This window comes from Intrasporangium sp., assembly GCF_051961875.1.
GTDB lineage: Bacteria > Actinomycetota > Actinomycetes > Actinomycetales > Dermatophilaceae > Intrasporangium_A.
On record NZ_JBQCCV010000187.1, the window covers coordinates 1 to 20,716 of the forward strand.

At 71.1% G+C, this 20,716-nt stretch carries 13 protein-coding genes; 9 read left to right on the forward strand and 4 right to left on the reverse strand.

From position 1 onward, the window contains the following. Both ACTHJJ_RS11160 and ACTHJJ_RS11165 read right to left on the reverse strand, forming a co-directional pair. On the reverse strand, positions 1-1,004 hold a 1,004-nt coding region (locus ACTHJJ_RS11160), incomplete at its 3' end, for a uracil-xanthine permease family protein (protein WP_440303015.1). A 265-nt stretch (positions 1,005-1,269) separates the two neighbouring features. Further along, complete coding sequence (locus ACTHJJ_RS11165) at positions 1,270-3,039, reverse strand: PucR family transcriptional regulator (RefSeq protein ID WP_440303016.1); 1,770 nt, start codon at positions 3,037-3,039, stop codon at positions 1,270-1,272. Between the two features lie 98 nt (positions 3,040-3,137). Here ACTHJJ_RS11165 and ACTHJJ_RS11170 point away from each other — a divergent pair, with 98 nt between their 5' ends. The 7 genes from ACTHJJ_RS11170 (at position 3,138) to ACTHJJ_RS11200 (ending at position 14,408) form a co-directional block, all read left to right on the forward strand. After that, positions 3,138-3,977, forward strand: coding sequence for a DUF2877 domain-containing protein (locus ACTHJJ_RS11170; RefSeq protein ID WP_440303017.1), 840 nt, complete (start codon positions 3,138-3,140; stop codon positions 3,975-3,977). A 31-nt stretch (positions 3,978-4,008) separates the two neighbouring features. Beyond that, a complete protein-coding gene (locus ACTHJJ_RS11175) occupies positions 4,009-5,511 on the forward strand; it encodes an FdrA family protein (protein WP_440303018.1) in 1,503 nt (500 codons plus the stop codon). Next, a complete protein-coding gene (locus tag ACTHJJ_RS11180; RefSeq protein ID WP_440303019.1) occupies positions 5,508-6,926 on the forward strand; it encodes a DUF1116 domain-containing protein in 1,419 nt (472 codons plus the stop codon). The genes ACTHJJ_RS11175 and ACTHJJ_RS11180 overlap by 4 nt, the downstream gene beginning before the upstream one ends. A gap of 292 nt (positions 6,927-7,218) precedes the next feature. After that, complete coding sequence (locus tag ACTHJJ_RS11185) at positions 7,219-8,961, forward strand: sialidase family protein (protein WP_440303020.1); 1,743 nt, start codon at positions 7,219-7,221, stop codon at positions 8,959-8,961. Between the two features lie 300 nt (positions 8,962-9,261). Next, complete coding sequence (locus tag ACTHJJ_RS11190; protein ID WP_440303021.1) at positions 9,262-10,188, forward strand: hypothetical protein; 927 nt, start codon at positions 9,262-9,264, stop codon at positions 10,186-10,188. Between the two features lie 288 nt (positions 10,189-10,476). Further along, complete coding sequence (locus ACTHJJ_RS11195) at positions 10,477-12,438, forward strand: ABC transporter ATP-binding protein (protein WP_440303022.1); 1,962 nt, start codon at positions 10,477-10,479, stop codon at positions 12,436-12,438. Further along, positions 12,435-14,408: an ABC transporter ATP-binding protein gene (locus tag ACTHJJ_RS11200; protein ID WP_440303023.1), complete on the forward strand. Its 1,974-nt coding sequence runs from the start codon at positions 12,435-12,437 to the stop codon at positions 14,406-14,408. Before ACTHJJ_RS11195 ends, ACTHJJ_RS11200 begins: the two co-directional genes overlap by 4 nt. 168 nt (positions 14,409-14,576) lie before the next feature. Here ACTHJJ_RS11200 and ACTHJJ_RS11205 read toward each other — a convergent pair whose 3' ends face one another. Further along, positions 14,577-15,641, reverse strand: a complete 1,065-nt coding sequence (locus ACTHJJ_RS11205; RefSeq protein ID WP_440303024.1) for an FUSC family protein — start codon at positions 15,639-15,641, stop codon at positions 14,577-14,579. 152 nt (positions 15,642-15,793) lie between these two features. Next, positions 15,794-17,239 (reverse strand): sugar porter family MFS transporter, encoded by a 1,446-nt coding sequence (locus ACTHJJ_RS11210; protein ID WP_440303025.1) that lies wholly within the window; start codon positions 17,237-17,239, stop codon positions 15,794-15,796. 376 nt (positions 17,240-17,615) lie between these two features. Here ACTHJJ_RS11210 and ACTHJJ_RS11215 point away from each other — a divergent pair, with 376 nt between their 5' ends. Both ACTHJJ_RS11215 and ACTHJJ_RS11220 read left to right on the forward strand, forming a co-directional pair. Beyond that, positions 17,616-19,724: a hypothetical protein gene (locus ACTHJJ_RS11215; protein ID WP_440303026.1), complete on the forward strand. Its 2,109-nt coding sequence runs from the start codon at positions 17,616-17,618 to the stop codon at positions 19,722-19,724. A 73-nt stretch (positions 19,725-19,797) separates the two neighbouring features. Further along, a complete protein-coding gene (locus ACTHJJ_RS11220; protein ID WP_440303027.1) occupies positions 19,798-20,574 on the forward strand; it encodes a helix-turn-helix domain-containing protein in 777 nt (258 codons plus the stop codon). Positions 20,575-20,716: the final 142 nt, after the last annotated feature.

Genomic DNA, 20,716 nt, shown 5'->3' on the forward strand with positions numbered 1-20,716 from the left:
GCCGCCATGACGCCGATGTTCTCGGCGTAGGTCGTCGTGGGCGAGCCACCGACCGCACTGGCGATGGCCGTGCCGACACCGTCCGCGGCGATCGCGCGGCCCATGTAGGGGTTGAGGTCGTGGCCGGTCATCTCGGCGACCGCCTTGACGTGGCCGGTGTTCTCGGCGATGAGGGCGATGACGGCCGGCAGGACGAGCAGGATCGCGGCCATCGAGAAGGTCGGCAGGTGCATGCCCACGGCGAGCTCCTTGCCGTCGGGGCCGATCGTCGAGGTCGGCGGGAGACCGAACCACGGGGCGCTCGAGACGTTGTCCAGGTTGACGCGGAAGTGGCTCGAAACGTGGCCAGCGCCGTCAGGCGAGGTGAGCTTGCCGAAAACGACGTCGAAGATCCACGACAGGACGAAGCCGAAGATCAGCGACAGGAAGACCGCGATGCGGCTGACGAAGCCCTTGAAGGCGACCGTCATGACGACGGCGAATGCCATGACGAGCAAGGCGATCCACTGGTCCTGGGGCCAGTAGACCCCGGCGACGACGGGCGCGAGGTTGAAGCCGATGAGCATCACGACGGCGCCGGTGACGACCGGCGGGAGCACCTTGTGCAGGATCTCCGAGCCCAGGAAGTGGATGACGACGCCGACGAGGGCGAGCACGATACCGGCGATGAGGATCGCTCCGGTCACGGTCGCCGAGGTGCTGCCCTCCTGTGCGCGGATCGCGACGACGGCGCCGACGAAGGCCGCCGAGGTGCCGAGGTAGCTCGGGACCTTCCCCTTGACGATCAGCAGGAAGATGATCGTCGCGACACCGCTCATCATGATCGCGAGCTGTGCGTTGAGGCCCATGATGAGCGGGAAGACGAACGTCGCCCCGAACATCGCTACGACGTGCTGCGCGCCCAGCCCGATCGTCTTCCCCCAGGAAAGGCGCTCGTCGGGGGCGACGACGTCATCGGGCCCCATCGTCTTGCCGTCCCCGTGCAGTTTCCAACCGAAAGCCATGCTGACTCCTTTGTCGGTCCGTGTCACTTCCGTGACATGGCTCACTCTCCCCACCCTGTAGCGGCAAAGTATCGCCGCACTCGTCCGGTTTCATTCGGCAATTCGTGCCATGCCGCGGCGTGTCGCGGTGTCAGGTGTGACTCAGGTGCCCCTACGCCTTCCTCGCCGCCTTTCGGCGAAGGCAACCGTTCGAGGTCGAGCGGAGCGGTAGGCCGTCCAGTTCGCTGCGGAACTACCGGTTCGAGGGTGAGCGCGGGCGTCCGCGTCAGATGCCCTTCATCTGGTGGACCTTGAGGGCGAGCGCGAGCGTGAGTCGCACCTCCGGGTCCTCGGTGAACGGGCCGAGCATCCGCTCGAGCTTGGTGATCCGGTAGCGGAGCGTGTTGTAGTGGAAGAAGAGCTGCCGGGCGGTCTCGGCGACGTTCATGTTCGTGTCGATGAGGATCGCGAGGGTCCGGCGCAGGTCGGCGTTCTCCGGGGAGTCGTCGGTCGCGAGCGGGCCGAGCGCGTCCTGCACGAAGCGACGCAGCTGGGCGCTGTCGGGCACGAGCGCGAGGAGACGGTAGATGCCGAGGCCGTCGACGTGGGTCAGGGCGCCGAAGCCGTGCATCTGCCGGCCGACGGTCACCGCGTTGAGGGCCTCCTCGTAGGCCCGGGGGAGGTCTTCTGCCGAGCGGATGCCCCGGGAGACGCCGGCCGAGAAGCTGCGCCGCCCGCCGCCGCCGTCGCCCCGGACGACCCGGACGAGCTCCCCGACGCTGCGCATGATCCGGTCGGTGTCGTCCGGGTCGACCACGCCGAGGACGGTGACGACCTCCCGGCTGAAGCCCATGACCGGGGAGGCCGGGTCGCGCACGCCGACCGCGTGGGTCCAGGCCTTGGCGAAGCGCTGCTGCAGGAAGCGGGCATCGTCGGGGTCGCGCTCCTCGTCCTCGTCCATCTCGGCCACGACGACGACGAGGGGCCGGTCGATGTCCCAGCCGAGGGAGCTCGCGTGCTCAATGGCCTTGCTGCGTGTCCCCGCTCGTCCCGCGAGGGCGTCGCGCAGGAACTCGGCCCGGTACTTGCTCTCGACCGCCGAGACCGCCTGCTCCTTCGCGATCGCGAGGGCGGCGACGGTGCTCGCCCGCTCGAGGAGGCGGACGTCCTCGATCCCGAGCATCCGCTCGCGGGAGAAGGCGATCAGCAGGCCGTGGTCGAGCGAGCCGGCGACGATGCGCACGGCGGCGCGGTGTGCGGTCGGCCCGGGGGTGCGCGGCCCGATCGGCTCCTGCTCGGTGATGAGGCGGCCGGTGCGGTCGAAGCAGCTGAGGGACTGAGCCCAGCCGAGCTCCTGCTCGTCGCCCGCAGTGGCGAGGACGCGGCCGTCGGTCGTCGTCACCATGGCCGCGCCGCCTATGAAGCCGACGACCCGGCCACAGACGTCCTCGAGCGAGCCGCCGGCGAGGACGACCTCGACAAGCGCCTGGTGGAGCGAGTCGAGCCGGCCCAGAGTTGCGTTCTGGTGGTCGAGGACGGCACCCAGCACCTCGGCGTTCAGCCGGTCGAGGCGACCGTGGGGGAGGAGCAGCAGCGGCAGCCCGAGCCGTGCGCAGGCCGGGACGACCCGCTCCACCAGGTGGTCGGCCGCGCCACCGACGACGAGCGCGGCCGTCTCGGACTCGGCGAGGCGATCGAGCGCGTCCGGCCGGGAGTCGAGGAGCGCCCCGAGCTGGGCTCCGTCGGCCAGGACGAGCTGGTGGCGCGAGCCGTGCGGCTCGGTCGCGGCCCGGTACAGCGGGCAGGTGCGGACGATGACGACCTCGTGCTCACCACCGGGCCGGTGGAGGCGCCCGTCGGCGGCGGCGGGGAGGGCCGCGAGCTCGGTCAGGGTGATGCCCGAGTCGGACGCGTCGCCGCCCTGGTGGACGGTCTCACGCGACCCGCGGTCGAGGCCGGCGCCGAGGCTCTCGAGACTCGTCGACGAGGCGACGTCGGAGGCCTGCGCTGGCAAGTCGCGAAGAATGAAGGGGGCATCGTTGGCAACTTTCACCATGCGGGCAGCATAAGGGCAGTCGATACGGTCGCCTCAAGGTCCGGACCGAATCGCGGTCGTCGGGCCCTTCCATTCGGCCCGCGACGTCAGGAGGAACCGTGCAGCTGCCCGCCGCCGTGTCGCCCCTGACCCGGGAGTTGGTGATGGGGGAGGCCCGCACCGCGAGGGTGGTGGCGGCCTTCCCGACCGCCCTCTACCTGGTGCTCGACGAGGGTGCCGGCCCGCGTGAGGTCGTGCCCGTCGTGACCGCGGACGCGCTGCTCCTGCCGACCGCCCTCCGCCTTGGGTTGCCCTCGAGCAGCGTCTCCTGGCCGCTCGCCCTGGGCGGCCAAGCCGTCATCGGTCGGGGCAGCCTGGTCGCGCCGGGGCTGGAGCTGCGAGGCGTCCGCGACTGGCGGCCCTCGCGTATCGAGACCGGGCTGGCGCTCCCCGGGGCGGCAGCTCTCGGCCTCCTGCCGGACGGCGGTGTGCTCGCCCGCCTGTGCTCGGAGCTCGCCGCAGCGGCGGTCGCCGGCCAGCCCGTCGAGTCCCACGTGGCCGGACTCGTCGGCGCGGGCCTCGGCCTGACCCCGCGCGGCGACGACGCGCTCTGCGGCGTGCTCCTCGCCCTGCGGGCCTGGGCGTCGTCCCCGGCTCCGGCCGCCTCGGTCGCCCACGCCGTTGCGCACGCCAGACACCGCACGACCGACCTGTCCGCCTCGCTCCTCATGGCCGCGGCGGACGGGTATGCCGTCCCCCAGATCGTCTCGCTGCTGCACGCCTTGGCCGGCCGCGGGTCAGATCCCCGCTCGGCCACCCTCGTCCCGGCCCTCGAGGCCGTCCTCGCGATCGGGCACAGTTCTGGCCGCGACCTCGTCTCCGGCCTCGTCGGCACCCTTCACGTGCTCTCGCGGCCGCCAATGCCCCTCATCTCATCGCCAGTGCACGTCTCCCCGTAGAGCGTGCAGTCCCACCCGGAAGGAATCACCCGTGGTTGACCACGTCGAGCTGCGCACAGGCGCGTATTACGACTCCGTGAGCCTCATGCAGGTCTCTCGTGCGGTAGCGGCCTCGCCCGGCGTCGAGGCTGCCCAGGTCGCGATGGCGACCGAGCTCAACGTCGAGGTGATCCGAGGCATGGGCTTCGAGCTGCCGGATGCGGCGCCGAACGACCTCGTGATCGCGATCCGCGGCGACGAGGCCGGTATCGTGGCCGGCCAGGCCGCCGTCGAGACGGCGCTGACCGAGCTCCGCTCTGCGGCAGGTAAATCCAGCTCGATGGGTGAGGCGCCGCCACCGCGGACGCTCGGCGGAGCGACGCGGCGCGGCCACGCCAACCTCGCGCTCGTCTCGGTCCCCGGCGCGCACGCCACGACCGAGGCCCTCGATGCGATCAACGCCGGGGTCTCCGTCATGGTCTTCTCGGACAACGTGCCCCTGGAGGACGAGATCCGCCTCAAGGACGCCGCCGCCCAGCATGACGTGCTCGTCATGGGCCCCGACTGCGGCACGGCCGTGGTGGCCGGAGTGGCGCTCGGCTTCGCCAACGTCGTACGCCCCGGCACGGTCGGCCTCGTCGCCGCGTCGGGCACCGGCGCCCAGCAGGTCATGTGCCTGCTCGACGCCGCCGGCGTCGGCATCAGCCACTGCCTCGGCGTCGGCGGACGAGACCTGTCCGCCGACGTCGGTGGTCGCTCCACCAAGCAGGCGCTCGCTGCGCTCGCCGCCGACGAGGCCACCACGTCGATCATCGTCGTGTCCAAACCCCCAGCGCCCCAGGTCCTTTCCGACATCGAGCGGTATGCCGCCGAGCTCGGCAAGCCGGTCCACTGGGCCACGCTCGGGGCCGGAAAGCCGGACCTCACCGCCGCCGTCGAGCACGCCCTCCGTTCGGCGGGCCACGCCGTGCCGGAGTGGCCCTCGTGGGGGGCCGGTTCCTCCACCGCGGCGAACGGGGCGCTGCGCGGCCTCTTCTGCGGCGGCACCCTGGCCGACGAGGCGATGCTCGTCGCGGGCGGGGAGCTCGCGGGGTCGGGTGGGGGGATCCGGTCGAACATTCCGCTCTCACCCGAGCTGGCGCTCGGTCCGGACCTGAGGCATGACGGCCACGTCGTCATCGACTTCGGCGACGACTCCATGACGCGCGGCCGGGCCCACCCGATGATCGACCCGTCACTGCGCCTCGAACGAATCTCCGCCGAGGCGGCCGACCCGACTTGCGGGGTCCTGCTCCTCGACCTCGTCCTCGGCCACGGTGCCCACCCCGACCCCGCCGGCGAGCTAGCCGAAGCCGTCCGCAAGGCCCGGGCCACAGCGGAGTCCGCCGGCCGGGCGCTCCCGGTCGTCGTGTCGATCACCGGCACCCAGGGTGACCCGCAAGGCCTGCAACGCTGCGCGACGACGCTCGCCGACGCCGGCGCCGAGATCTACCTGTCCAACGCCGCCGCCACCCGGCGCGCCGTGTCCCTGCTCTCCGAGGAGATCGCCCGATGACGACGCTGCCCCTGCACGGACTCCTGTCCGCCGATGTCTCCGTCGCGACGGCGGGTGTCTCGCTCTTCGCGGACGCCCTTCGTGCCCAAGCTGTGCCGGTGACCGAGTCCGCCTGGCAGCCGCCGATGCCCGGGACCGAGGGCGACCTGGCACGGGTGCTCGCGGACGCTCGTCGTGAGGCCGCGAACGCCGAGGCGGTGAGCCGGATGCTGGCCGCCGGAGCCGACCTCGTCGACGTCCGGCCGGCGCACGAGGCGCTCGGCCTCGAGAAGGGCACCTTCCTGCACGCCGGCCCCCCGATCGAGTTCGCCCGTGCCTCGGGCCCGCTCAAGGGTGCGCTCGTCGGCGCGATGCTCTTCGAGGGCCTAGCTGGCTCGGTGGAAGAGGCCGAGGCCAAGCTCGAGAAGGGCGATGGCATCACCCTCGAGCCGTGCCACCACCGCGACGCCGTCGGGCCGATGGCCGGCGTCATCTCGCCGTCGATGTGGCTCTACGAGCTGCGGGACGAGGTGCACGGCAACACCTCCTGGTGCTCCCTCAACGAGGGGCTCGGCAAGGTGCTGCGCTACGGCGCCTATGGTCCGGAGGTCATCGACCGGCTGCACTGGATGAACGCCACGCTCGGCCCGATCCTCCAGCAGGCGGTCCGCGCCCGCGTCGACCAGGGCGCGACGATCGACATCAAGGCGATCATCGCCCAGATGCTCCAGATGGGCGACGAGGGCCACAACCGCAACCGCGCCGGCTCGCTGATGCTCCTGCGCGAGCTGCTGCCGACGATGATCACGGCCGACGCGTCGAGCGCCGACATCGCCGAGGCGGTCCGCTTCTCCGGCGCCAACGAGCACTTCTTCCTCAACCTCGGGATGCCGGCCTGCAAGCTGGCCACCCTTGCGGCGCACGGAATCCCGGGCTCCTCGATCGTCACGACGATGGCGCGCAACGGCACCGACTTCGGTATCCGTGTCTCGGGCACGGGTGACGAGTGGTTCACCGGTCCGGCCAACACCCCCGAGGGCCTCTTCCTCGGCTCCTACGGCCCGGAGGACGCCAACCCTGACATCGGCGACTCCGCCATCACCGAGACGGGCGGCATCGGCGGCTTCGCCATGGCCGCGGCCCCGGCGATCGTCAAGTTCGTCGGTGGTGACGTGCCGTTCGCGCTCAAGGCGACCCAGACGATGTACGAGATCACGGCCGCCGAACACACTGCGTTCCAGGTCCCGATCCTCGAGTTCCGCGGGACCCCGACCGGGATCGACGTGGCCGCCGTGGCTCGCACCGGGATCCTCCCGCAGATCAACACCGGCATGGCGGGCCGCGTCGCGGGCACCGGCCAGGTCGGCGCGGGCCTGGTCACGCCACCGGCCGAGTGCTTCACCCAGGCCCTCGCGGCCCTGGCCCGACTCACCTGACCTCCCGCAACCCTCCCGAACGGGCTGTTCGAGGGTGAGCGGGGCGGATCTGCCGTCCAGTTCGCTCACGAACCGCCGGTTCGTATGCCGCTCAGCCGGGGCGCGTCCGCACGCATCCCCTCAGCTCGGCTGAGCGGCATACGGATTGGTTTTCACTACACACCGGGCAAACCGGGCGCCGGGGCTTGCCGTGCTCTCCATGCTGGGAGCACGCTGGGGCATGGCCGCCGGCGGGCGCCGACGCTGACGACTTCCTTCCCACCGGACCGACAGACCATCGGGAGTAGTCATCATGCGCCAACCTCGAATCGTTGCTGCGGCCCTGGCATCCCTTGCCACCGCTCTAGCGGGTGCCGCCGTGGCCCTCGCCGCTCCGTCGGACGTCCTTGTGACGAACGGCAGTCCGGTGACGCCCTTCTCGCAGAACAAGCAGAACGAGCCCGCCGTGGCGATCGACGCGCACGCGCCGAAGGTCGTCGCCGCAGGGTCGAACGACGAGATCGACGAGGAGTCCTGCGCCGCCGGTGATCCGACGACGTGTCCCTTCACGCCCGGCGTCGGGGTGTCGGGAATCTACTTCTCGTTCAACGGCGGCGCCGCTTGGGCGCCACAGCCGGTCTATACCGGGTGGACGGCCCGCGACTGTGTCGGGCCGGCCGCCTGCCAGCCCCATGTCGGTCGGATCGGCACCCTGCCGCGCTACTACGAGAACGGTCTCGTCTCTGACGGTGACCCGGGCTTGGCATTCGGTCCGCGGCCCGATGCGCAGGGGCGGTTCTCGTGGAACAACGGCTCCCGGCTCTACTACGCCAACCTGACGGCGAACTTCCCGACGGCCACGAAGCAGCAGCAGGCCTTCAAGGGCTTTGAGGCGATTGCGGTCTCGCACACCGACAACGTGCAGGCGGCCGAGGCGGGGAGCAACAGCGCCTGGTCGGCGCCGGCGCTCATCTCGAAGCAGTCGTCGACGACGTTCTCGGACAAGGAACAGATCTGGGCCGACAACGCGTCGAGCAGCCCGCACTTCGGCAACACCTACGTGTGCTGGGCGTCGTTCCGCAGCAACAGCCACGGCCAGGCGTTCCCGACGCCGCTCATGGTGTCACGGTCGATGGACGGCGGCGTCACCTGGACGACCCGGCAGGTCGGTCCCGCCACGGACAACGGGATCAACTCACAGCCCGACGGCTGCACGATCCGGACGGACAGCAAGGGCAACGTCTATGTGTTCGGCATCGGCACGCGCGGCGGCACGAGCTTCGAGATGATGTACCGCTCGACCGACGGCGGCGCGCACTTCACCGGGCCGACGCTCATCACTTCCGTCGTCCCGCCGGGTGTCCAGGACCCGGTCCAGGGTCGGCCCGTCATGGACGGCCTCGGTGGGGCGCGCGTGGACCTCGCACCGGCCCCCAGCGTCGACATCGCCAACGGCGCGCCGTCCGGCAGCGACGCCACCGACCAGATCGTCATGACGTGGGTGGATGGCCGCGCCGGGCTCAACCACGAGCGGCTCATGGTCAGCACGTCCCGCAACCGCGGCGCGTCCTGGTCGACACCAGCCATCGTCACACTGATGTCGGGGGACCGGCCGGTCTACTCGGCACCAGCGATCTCGCCCAACGGCACGGACGTGTACGTGGTGGTCAACGCGTTCACGACGCCGTACCGCAACGACACGACCTCGCCTCGGGGCCTCGTCGGTGAGGTCTGGCACGCGGACGTCACCGCCGGCGCGCTGACCGGATGGGCGTCCCTGCACCGGGGCGTGGTGGGCGATCCCCGCGGATCGTCGTCGAACTCCCTCACGGACGAGTTCCTCGGCGACTACGTCTATGCCGCCGCGACCCGGACCGGTGTGGTGGGTGTCTGGAACGACACGCGCAACGCCGCCCACTGCCGTGCCATCGACGACTACCGGGCGTCGCTCTACACGAGCAGCCCGAGCTCGCCGCCGAACGTGCTCGCGAGCTGCCCGGCGACCTTCGGTAACAGCGACATCCGCAGCGCCGCTCTGACCGACCCGACCCCGTAACCGCCGCCTCCGCCTCCTCCTCCCATTCCGCGAACGGACCGTTCGAGGGCGAGCGGGTGGGTAGACCACCCCGTTCGCTCACGAACGGCCCGTTCGTCTGCCCGCCCCGGCCCCCCTCACCCTCGAACGGACCGCGCGAGGGTGAGCGGGTCGGTAGACAAGCCAGTTCACCCAGGAACGCCCAGTTCGTATGACGCTGAGGCGGGTTCCGGTGTCCCCATCCCTCCGGCGGTGGTTCGCTCGTCCACAGGTCCGGGGCCCGGCGTTCCCGACGCGACCTGGCTCGTCCAACATCGCCACATGGACATCGATCTCAGGTCAATCGCGATCCGTGGTGTCTTCTCGGCCGGGCGGGCCGCGAGACTGGGCATCGACGGCACCACGCTGCGCCAGCTCGTCAAGGCCGGCCAATGTCATCCTCTGCACCGCGGCTGGTACACGCCCTACCGCCCGAAGAACGCCCGCGAGCACTTCCGGCTGCGCACGATTGCGCTGCTCAATGAGTATGGCGACGTTGCTGTCGCCAGCCACGGCTCTGCCGTCGTCCTGCTCGGGCTGCCGACCGAGGCGGTCGACTTCGGGACCGCCCACCTGATGTGGACGACCCCGGACACGAGGTTCGAGGCCTTCAGTCGCGTGCGCATCCACGAGAGGCTGGCGTGCGAGGCCCTCCCGATGCAGATCGAGACGGTCCACCCGGCCGTGGCCTGTCTCCAGGTCGGCCTCGGCGATCCGCGCTCCCTCATGGTGGCTGCCGACGCTGCGCTGCGTGCCGAGACGATCACGCCGGAGCAGCTCGTGGAGGCGGGACAGTTGCTTCGGGGGCAACGAGGCCTGAGCCGAGCCCGGGCGGTGATCCGCTGGTGCGATGCACGACATGAGTCAGCGGGGGAGTCGGTCACGGCCTTTGTCCTGAAACTGCTGGGCTACGCACTCGAGCCGCAGTTCGCCACCGGGCTCAGGGGGCCGGGCGGGGGCCTGCTGCGCTCGGACTTCCTCATCCTTGGCACCACGGTGCTCGTGGAGTTCGATGGACTGACCAAGTACCAAGCGCGTGATGAGGAAGAGGCCCAGCGACTTCTCTTCGCCGAGAAGCTCAGGGAAGACGCCCTGCGTGACGCAGGCTATGAGGTGGTTCGCCTGACCTGGGCCGACTTGCAGAACCCCGAGCTCGTCCGGGCCAAGATCGAGGCCGCCATCGCTCGCACGCTCGGTCGCGCGAGCTGAGCTGATCCCTCCAGCTGGCGGTTTCGTTGGCTGGACCATGCCCGGGCGGGGCCGGAAAGGGGCGGTGCACAGACCGCGTGTGCGGCATACGGCGCATGTCTGGAGCGGCATACTGCGCATGGCTGGTCTCGGACGGCACACGGCGCATGGCTGGTCTCGAACTGGCTGCTCTTGAGCGAACGGGTCGGTAGACCGACCCGTTCGCCCTCGAACGGACCGTTCGCGGGAGGGGGCGAGGAGGAAAAGGGGGTGAAGGTGGGGCGAGTCGGACCGTAGGGTTGGTGGGCCATGCGAGATTTCCCGCCCACCGTCGACTCCTTCGTCGAGCGCTCCGCCGAACAGCCCGACACCCGCTCACCGCGGGCCTTCCTCTTCTGGATCGTCCGGCAGCAGGGGAGCGTCTTCTGGTGGGGGCTCGCCGCGGCCCTCATGTGGATGGTGCCGCAGACCGTCGGCCCGTGGATCGTCGGTCGTGCGATCGACACGGGCATCGTCGCCGGCGACTCCGGGGCGACGACGCGTTGGGTCCTGGTGCTCGCGGCGGTCACCCTGCTGGGCGCCGGGTGCGGGATCATCTTCCACACCTTCATCGTCAAGGAGTGGCTGATCGCCCTCTACGGGACGACCAAGCTCGTGACCCGCAAGGCGCTGCAGCTCGGCCACGTCCTGACCCGCCGCACCCCGACCGGTGAGGTGCTCGCCGTCTCCGGCAGCGACGGCGACCAGTTCGGGGCGCTGATGGAGATCACGACGCGGGCCTTCTCGCAGCTCGCGGCCTATCTCGTCGTCGCCGCGATCGTCCTCAAGACGTCCCCGCGGATGGGCCTGCTCGTCCTCATCGCCGCCCCGCTCCTCGTCATCCTGGGCGCGCCGCTGCTGCGGCCGATGCAGCGGTGGCAGGGCGTCGAGCGGTCCCGCAACTCCGAGCTGACCTCGATGGCGACGGACATCGTCGGTGGGCTGCGGATCCTGCGTGGCATCGGCGGCGAGGAGACGTTCGGCGGCAACTACGCCGGCCAGTCCCAGCGCGTGCGCGAGGCGGGGGTTGCGGCGGGGCGCTGGCAGGCCTCGGTCGAGTCCGTCGGGGTCCTGCTCTCGGGCGGCTTCGTCGTCGCGCTCCTGTGGACGGGCACCCGCGAGGTCGCCGAGGCCCGCCTCACGGTGGGCCAGTTCGTCAGCTTCCTGGGGTACGGCCTGTTCCTCATCCAGCCGATGCGGACCTTCGTCGAGTTCGCCCAGAAGTGGACGCGGTCGCTCGTCTCGGCCCGCAAGGCCATCGCCGTCCTCGAGCAGCGACCCCCGTGGCACCACCCCGACACCCCCGTCGAGCTGCCCCGGATGGCGCCGATCCACGACGAGGTCTCCGGGGTCACGATCGAGCCGGGCCGCTTGACGATGGTGGTCTCACAGGTGCCGGACGACTCCGCCGCGCTCGCCGACCGGATCGGCCGCTACCTGCCCTCGGAGGAGGACGCCCAGGTCAGCGGGGAGATCCCCGAGGAGCTCAAGGGCCGTGCGGCTCGCCGGGAGCGCTCCAGGCGCGCGAAGGCCCGCGCCGAGCAGGCCCGCCGCGACGAGGAGCGTGCCAGCCGTCCGTGGGGCGTCACCGTCGGAGGAGTCGACCTCTCGCGGGTCGAGCTCGACGACGTCCGGCGGCGGATCCTCGTCAGCGACACGTCGCCGCAGGTCTTCGCAGGCACCCTTCGCGCGGCCATCGACACGCATGGCACCCTCACCCGGGCCGAGGCCGAGCGCGCCCTCTACACCGCCGCAGCGGACGACGTCTTCGACGCCCTCCCCGGTGGCTGGCAGGGCCAGCTCGACGAGCGCGGCCGGGGCCTCTCCGGCGGCCAGCGGCAGCGGCTCGTCCTGATGCGCGCCCTCGCCGCCGACCCGGAGGTGCTCGTGCTCGTCGAGCCGACGAGCGCCGTCGACGCCCACACGGAGGCGCGGATCGCGGAGCGGGTCGGTCCCCACCGTGCGGGCCGGACCACGGTCGTCATGACGGCGAGCCCGCTCCTGCTCCACCACGCGGACGAGGTCATCCTCCTCGAGGGAGGCAGGGCCACCGCGCGCGGACGACACGCCGACCTGCTCGGCAGCTCAGCGGCATACCGCTCCGTTGTCGTCCGCGGCGAAGCGAAGGCGCACGAGCACGCCGAGCGCCACCACGACGACAACCCTGACCCGCACGGACCGGGCGAACTGCACGAGCCGCCCGCCCCCGTTCCCGAAGGGGGTGCCCGATGAGCCAGGTCGAGACCGCCGACTTCTCCCCGCTGCTGCCCACCCTCGCGCGCGCCTCCGCCGAGACCTGGGAGACGAGCGCGCACCAAGAGACGATCCCGACCGAGCTGCGCCCCCCGCGCGGCGCGACCCCCCGGCAGCGGGCTCGCGCCCTCCGCAGCCGGCACCTGCTGAGGGAGCGGCGGGCCAAGGAGTTCGTCGCCTCGACGATGCGCCCCGACAAGGGCCTGCCGATCGCCGAGAACCGTGAGGTCATCGGGTTCGTGGGCCGGTTGCTCGGCGGCCACCGCGGCTGGGTGGTCGTGGTTGTCCTGGCCAACGCGCTCGCCGCGACCGCCGGCCTGCTCGTGCCGCGCTTCCTCGGCGCGCTCGTCGACGAGACGGTCGCCCACGTCCAGGCGGGCCAGACGAGCGCGGCGCTGGGCGCCGCGAACTCGATGGCCCTGCTCGTCGCCGGTTTCGTCCTCGTGCAGGCGCTCTTCACGTTCGCGGCCCAGGCGTCCGCCGCCGTCCTCGGGCAGGGCGTCCTCGCCGCCGCCCGTGAGTACATCGTGCGGGCGATCCTGCGCCTGCCGCTCTCCCGCGTCGAGAGCGCGAGCTCCGGCGACCTCGTCACCCGCGTGACCCGCGACGTCGGCACGATGAGCGAGTCGGTCCGGTGGGCGCTGCCGCAGTCGATCGTCGCGTCCATCACCGTGGTGCTCACGATCGTCGCGATGGTCGTCAACTCATGGGTGCTCGCCCTGCCGTCGATCATCCTCGGCGGCGTCGCGCTGATCCAGATCCGTCGCTACCTCGTGCGGGCGCCGAAGGGTTACCTCACCGAGGGCGGCACGTACTCGCGCATCAACACGACCCTCACGGAGACGGTCGAGGGCGCCCGCACCGTCGAGGCGCTGCGGCTCGGGCGACGTCGCCTCGAGCGCGGGGACCTCGACATCGAGGTGTCGGCCCAGGCCGAGCGTTACACCTTGACGTTGCGCAACCTGCTCTTCGCGGTGATGGACTTCGCGTTCAGCATGCCGCGCGTTGTCGTCCTGCTCCTCGGTGCGATCGGCTACGTCCAGGGCTGGGCGAGCCTCGGCCAGATCACGACGGCGATCCTCTACACCGAGGCGCTGTTCGGGCCGTTCGACATGCTTGTCTCGACCGTCGACCGGGTCCAGGTGGGGATGGCCTCGACGACCCGCCTGCTCGGCATCGCGACAGTGCCCGCGGACAGGGAGCCCGGCACCGACGAGCCGGTCGACGCGGACCTGCGTGGCGAGGGTCTCCGCTACGCCTATCGCGAGGGCCACGACGTCCTTCACGGCATCGACCTCGACCTGCGCGCCGGCGAACGGCTCGCCATCGTCGGCCCGTCCGGCTCCGGCAAGTCGACCCTCGGCCGCCTGCTCTCGGGCATCCACGGGCCGCGCACCGGCTCGGTCACGGTGGGCGGGGTCGAGCTGACGAGCCTGCCGCTCGACCGGCTGCGCACCGAGGTGGCGCTGGTGACGCAGGAGCACCACGTCTTCATCGGCACGCTGCGCGACAACGTCGTCCTGGCCCGCGAAGGCGCCTCGGACGACGAGGTCCACGCGGCGCTCCGTGCCGTCGAGGCGACCGACTGGGTGGCGCGGCTGCCCGATGGCCTCGACACGAAGCTCGGCTCCGGCAACCTCGCGCTCACCCCCGGCCGCGCCCAGCAGGTCGCTCTCGCGCGGCTCATCCTCGCCGACCCGCACACGATCGTGCTCGACGAGGCGACCTCGCTCATCGACCCTCGCACCGCCCGCAACCTCGAGGGCTCGATGAACGCGCTGCTGACGGGGCGGACGGTCGTCGCGATCGCACACCGCCTCCACACCGCACACGACGCCGACCGGATCGCGGTCGTCATCGACGGCCGCATCGTCGAGCTCGGCAGTCACGACGAGCTCGTGGGGCACGAGGGGGAGTACGCCGCCCTGTGGCGTGCGTGGACCACCTGATCTCCCGCTCGCGTCGAGTGAGCGCTTCGTCCCAGGCGTCACACCACCAAGAGATATGCCGCTGAGCCGGCTTACGGCCGCCGCTCGGACCCGTTGTGGCCCGCTGGTGCCCGCTCCGGCGGAGCGTGCCCCCGGTCGTGGCCGGCGCAACCATGGCGCCGTCGGACCTCAACGGCCCTGACCACGGCCCCTTGGGTGGGGATACCGGAAGGTCAGCCGAGGCGTCGATGGGGGATCGGCCACCCTGAGCCCCGCAGATCCGTGCTGCACGGCCTCGGCCGCCGTCTTGGCATCGACCCCGGCAAAGACCATCGCATCACTGGCGACGGCCTTCACCGCGTACCAGCCGGCCCGGCCCGCGTCCGTCGAGTCGCCGTGAGCCTGCTCGCCTCGGTCGACCCGCTGCGCCACGACAAGGGCATGGTCGGCCGCATCCTGACGGGTGTCCCGGTCGCCCGGGGCCCGCGCCAAGCCCTGCAGGACCTCGGCGAGCTCCGCCACGCTCGCCGCGAGCGCCCGACGCTCGACCGGTGTGCAGCCGGTGACGGCCCGGGCCAGCAGGAGGCAGCTGCCCCCGAGAAGGTCGAGATGCCCGGCGTTCTCGACCTCGCGCACGATCGGGCCGGTACGGCCCCACCAGCGCGGCGAGCGGTGAGCGGCATACCGGCTGTGCTCTCGCGTCCTGCTGAGCTCGGTCAACCGGTCCCGCACACTCCGCAACTGGTCGAGGGCCCGCTCGGCGGGCTCGTCGTCGCCGGTCTCGGCGGCGCGGGCAATCAACTCGAACGACGCGGCGAGGTCGGCCAGGACCGCGGCCTCCGAGCGACGGAGCAGGCCGACCGGCTCGACCGGGAACAGCAGCTGGCTGATCACGAGGGCGACCCCAGCACCGATCAGTGCGTCGATGAGCCGCCCCGGACCGGTCTGGCTGTTCGCCGTCGTCACGACGAGGATCGCGCTGGCTGCTGCCTGTCCCATGATGATCCGTTTGCCGCCCAGGGCCAGGGCGAGGAGCATCGCCACGAAGGTCGCCAACGCCAACGCGACGTAGCCGGTGCCCAGGACGAGCGTGGCCCCGCCGCCCACGAGGATGCCGACGACGACGCCCCACAGGAGAAGCACGGCGTTGGTGCCGCGCTCTCCCCGTGAGGCGTTGAGCGCCACCACGGCGGCGATGGGCGCGAAGAAGGGCTCGTGGTGGTTGACGAGGTGTCGGGCGATGATCCAGGACACGGTTGCCGCGGCGGTGCCCTGGAGGATCGGCCAGGCACCGGCCTGGACTCGTCCCCACGCCCCTGAGGCAAGCCGGGGGAGGCTGGCCCACCACCGAGCGATGACGGGCCTCCAGCTACCGAAGTCGAGGTGACGCACTGGCCCGGGTGCTCTCAAACGGAGCGCGCTTGATCCGCCTCGGCCGGACGACCGAAGCGACTCTGCAGGTCGGCGTCGATCGCCGGGAACTCGCGGTCCTTCGTCTCCGGGACGTAGCGGCCGATGAACCAGAGGGCGAAGGCGCAGATGGCGGCGAAGACCCAGAACGTCTGGCCCAGCCCGATGGCGTTCACGACGGTCAGGAAGACCAGGCTCACGACGAAGTTCGACGTCCAGTTGACGGCAGTGGCGGCGCTCGACCCGGTGGCGCGTGCGTAGGGCGGGAAGATCTCGCCGATCAGCACCCAGAACAGCGGGCCCATGCCGACCGCAAAGCTGGCGATGTAGAGCACCATGACGACCAGCGACAGTTCGGAGCTCCAACCGGCCACGAAGGAGAGCCCGAGGACCCCGAGGGTGACGAGCATGGCGGCCATCGAGAAGAGCAGCAGCCGACGGCGCGCAACCCTGCCGACGACCCAGAGCGCCACGATGGTCATGACGAGGTTGATGATGCCGATGGCCACCGAGTAGAAGATCGAGTTGGACGCCGTCAGCCCGGTCTTCTCCATGATGGTCGGTGCGTAGTAGATGATCGTGTTGATCCCGCCGAACTGCTGGACCGCCGCCAACGTGATGCCCACCAGCAGAGCTGGCCGCACCGCGGCCGAGAACAAGCCGCGCCACCCGACCTGCTGGTCCTCGGCGGCGTTCCTGGCCCGCTCCTGCTCACGCTGGTGCTCGCGCTCCTGGACCAGGCGAGCCCCGACGTGATCGCCGACGACCCCGGCGTAGACGCGACGGGCCTGCTCCATCTGACCTCTTGCCAGCAGCCACCCGGGCGACTCCGGAAGCAGCAGGAGGGCGCCGACGATGATGACGAGGGCCGGTACCGTGCCGACCGCGAACATCCCGCGCCAGTTCTCGCTGCCGGAGAATGCGACGTTGATCAGGTAGGCGACCATGATGCCGATCGTGATCATCAACTGATTGAGGGTCAGGACGCGGCCACGTAGCTGCGCCGGCGCGATCTCCCCGAGATAGGTCGGCACGGTGGCCGACGCGGCCCCCACGGCCAGGCCCAGCACCACGCGCGCCACGAGCAGCATCGGGTATCCCGTCGCGAAGACGGCAAGGGCCGTCCCGACGAGGAACACGAGACCCTCGAGCGCGAAGGTCTTCCGTCGGCCGATCGGGTCAGCGATGCGTCCGGAGCCGAGCGCGCCCGCCATCGCGCCGAGCAGGAGCACGCTGACAACGGTGCCCTGCTCGAAGGAGTTGAGGTGGAAGTCCGTCTTGATGAACAGCAACGCCCCGGAGATCACGCCGGTGTCGAAGCCGAACAGGAAGCCCCCTGTTGCGATGACGAAGGCCCATGCCCAGATCGTGCGGCGGCCCTTCGTCGGGATCTGAACCTGGTTGGCCGCGCTGGCAGACCCTGCAGTCGACGCCTCGGACATCCTTGGCCCTTACCCTCCCTCGGCCATGACAGTCGGGGTTCGTCGCGCCGGTGTACGGGCGCCGGCTCTGACTTGCTTCACGCGCCCGGTATGCCGCTGAGCTTGCCCCCAGCCTGCCAGCCCCCCAGCCCCCCCAGCGGACTCCCGCTCGTGTCCGCCTCCCTCGGGGCACTCGGCCGCACAAGCCCCCGCGTCGGCTTTACCCAGATGCGTCGCCTTGAGCCAGCGCACCTGCGTCAAGACGACGCATCTGCGGCCAACGGAGGCGAAACGCGGGCGAGATGCGTGAATTGGCCCCGCTCGGGCGCTTCCGCCGCATAGCATCGTCCCGCCACGGGGGACCCCGGTGGCGTCCTTCGCCGAACCAGGACTGCCCATGCGCCCTCTCGCCCGCGCCGCTGCCGTGGTGGCTGCCACGGCCACAACCGCCGCTTCCCTCGCCGCCGCGCCGATCGCCGCCGCAGAGGACACGCCCGCCAGCCTGACTGCACAGATCACCTCCCCCACGACTGGCAGAACCGTCTCCGGGCAGCAGCCGTTCACGGTGCACGTCACCGCCAAGGAGGGCGTGACACCCCACGCCGTGACCGTCACCATCCTGCCGCCCACCGAGGCAGCGCGGCCCCGGAGCGGGACCAGCCCGGTCCCCGACAACTGCGCACCGGAGTGTGACGTCACGGTCATCGTCGACACGGTCTCCTGGATCGACCCCGGCCCCGCGATGGACGCGCAGGACACCAGCCTGCCCGACAGGCGGGGCGTGTTCGTCGAAGCGGTCGTGACCGGGACGACCCCCTCGGGCGCGACCATGACCGCGACGGGCACCGAGACGATGACGGTCAACAACACGCGTCCGACCATGTGGCCGCAGGGCTCCATGGTGGTGGTCGGTCCGGACCCGATCGCGATCCAGATCAGCGTCACCCCGTACGGCGACACGACCATCGACCGGCTCGAGGCCACCCTGCTCGGACCGGCGGGCGTGCTCCGGCGCGGCACCTTCCCGGGGGCCCCGCTGGACATCAACCACCACTACTCCCTCATCACCGGGAGCCTCTCGACGGCCGGGCTCGCCAGCGGCAACTACACGCTCCGGCTCGTCGCGTTCGACACCGCTGACCGGCCGTCCAACATGGGCCTCTACGGGGTCACGTACTACACGGGCCCGAAGGCGACCGTGAACCGGCTCATCCCCCAGACGCCCACCGAGGCCAACTGGGGGACGGGCGCGCTCGCGGAGGTCACCCTGTCCGTCGGACCGGACTGGTCACCGTTCGCCCCGAAGCAGGTCGACGTCTACCTCGACGGGAACACCGTGCCGGCGGGCCCCCTCAAGAGCTTCCCACGCGGCACGTACTGCAGCGTCACTCCTGCCGGGACCGAAGCGTGCCCGTCCACGATCACCGTGAAGGTCCCCCTCACAACACCAACCGTGAGTAGCGGGTTCAGCGACTACAGCACCCCGATCAGCGCCGGCGCGCACACGGTCAAGGCCGTCTACACGGAGCGGACCAGCTGGTACGGCGAGTCGACCGCCACCGGGACCACGACGACCCAGGTGACGGCTCCCGGGGTGGCCGCGGCGACCACCGTCAAGGGACCCGTCGTGCAGAACGCGTCCGGCACGCTCGCGTTCACCCTGACCAGCCGGGCGGGCACCAACATGCCTGCGACGCAGATCCGCTCCTGGAAGGCCACGCCCTTCGGCTGGGCGCCCCTCGCGTCGGGGACGTGCACCGGCACCTCCTGCCTAACCGTTACCGGCAGCGTCCCGCTGAAGGCGCTGGGAGGCGGGTACCCCGGCCTCGCCACGGAGTTCCACGACGTGCCCGTCACCCTCACGTACACAGACAGCGCTGGCGTCACGCGCACCACGACGGTCAAGGTCGGTGTCGATCCGGCCGTGCGGACGAACGTCGGCGTGACCGCGAGCGGCACCGCGGGCGCGACGGCATACGTGACCATCGGGGTGCAGCAGGTGAACAACGTGATGCTTCCGGGTGTCCCGGTCACCCTGCAGGCGCGGACCGCAGGGTCCTCGACGTGGCGGACCGTCGCCACCGTGAAGACCGGATCCACCGGCGGCGTCCGAGTCCCGGTCACGCTGAAGGAGAACACGTACTGGCGTTCCGTGGTCCCGGCCCGGGTCGGCTGGAACGGCGCCGCGACGTCCGCACAGGTGTACACGAAGGTCGCCGCGAAGGTCACCGCATCCGTGCTGCCCACCACCGGCGTCCGGGGCCGCTACTACCCGGTCAAGGCCACTCTCTCCCCGGCCAGCACTGGCCGTCGCGTGTCCGTCCAGGTCCGTGCCTATGGAACCTCGACGTGGCGAACAGTCCTGCGCCCCGCCACCAACAAGTACGGCCAGATCGCCTCCAACGTGCGCTTTGGTCGAGGCACCTGGCAGGTCCGGGTCGTGGCCGACGCGACGACCACCAGCGCATCCGGTACCTCTCGCACCCTCACTATCAAGGTCCGATGACGTCGGCGCGGCCAAGGGGGGTGAAACCCGGCATTTCGGCACAAGAGTGGTGATCCCTGCCTACCCTGAGGCGGTGGACCAGCACAGCCGGTGGATGGCCGTCGCCGCGGACATCCTCAACGCGCCGACGCCCGGGCTCGCCCACGGTCTCTTCGTCGACGAGCTCATGCGCCAGACCCGGGCCGATGTCGTGACGCGCATCCGGCTCACGCCCCTGGACCCCGAGGCCATCGGGATCCAGGTCGAGGCGCGGCAGGCAGTCCCCCCGCGCGAGCACTGGCCCGTCGCCGCCCAGGCGCGGGCGCATCCGCTCAGCCGGTACTACGAGACGACGACGGACCGTTCCCCGGTGCGGCTCACGGACCTGATGGCGGCCGGCTGGGGGCTGGCTCCGGCCGAGCACGACGCGATGACCGCGCTCGGCATCACCGTGCACCAGATGACGCTGCCGTGCGGCCGGCAGGACGGTGGCTTCGACGGCTGGGTCGTGCTCAACGAGGACGGTTTCAGCGACGCCGACCTCGCGGACCTCTCCGGGCTCCAGGCGCTGCTCGTCGGGCTGGACCGCCACGTCTCGATGTTCGCCGCGCTCGCCGACAGGGACGACCTCGCCCTGCGCGATGCCCCGCGGTTGACTCCACGGGAGCGGGTCGTGCTCGACCTGCTGGCGGCGGGGTCGACAGCCGAGGGCATTGCGGCCCGACTGGCCATCTCCCCGCGCACCGTGCACAAGCACCAGGAGAACCTCTACCGCAAGCTCGGCGCCCGCGACCGGCTCTCAGCGGTGCTCTCGGCCCAGCAGCTCGGTCTGGTGCCGATCCCCGGCGGCACCGCGAGGACCCAGCCCTAGCGCGCGGGTTCCGATGCAGCGTAAGGCCGCTCAGCGTCATACGGCCGAAATGGGCTGTGGGGGCGCGGGCCCCCCCCCCGCCCCCCCCCCCCCAACCCCCGCCCCCCCCCCCCCGGGCGCTTGCCATAACATGGGGTTGGTT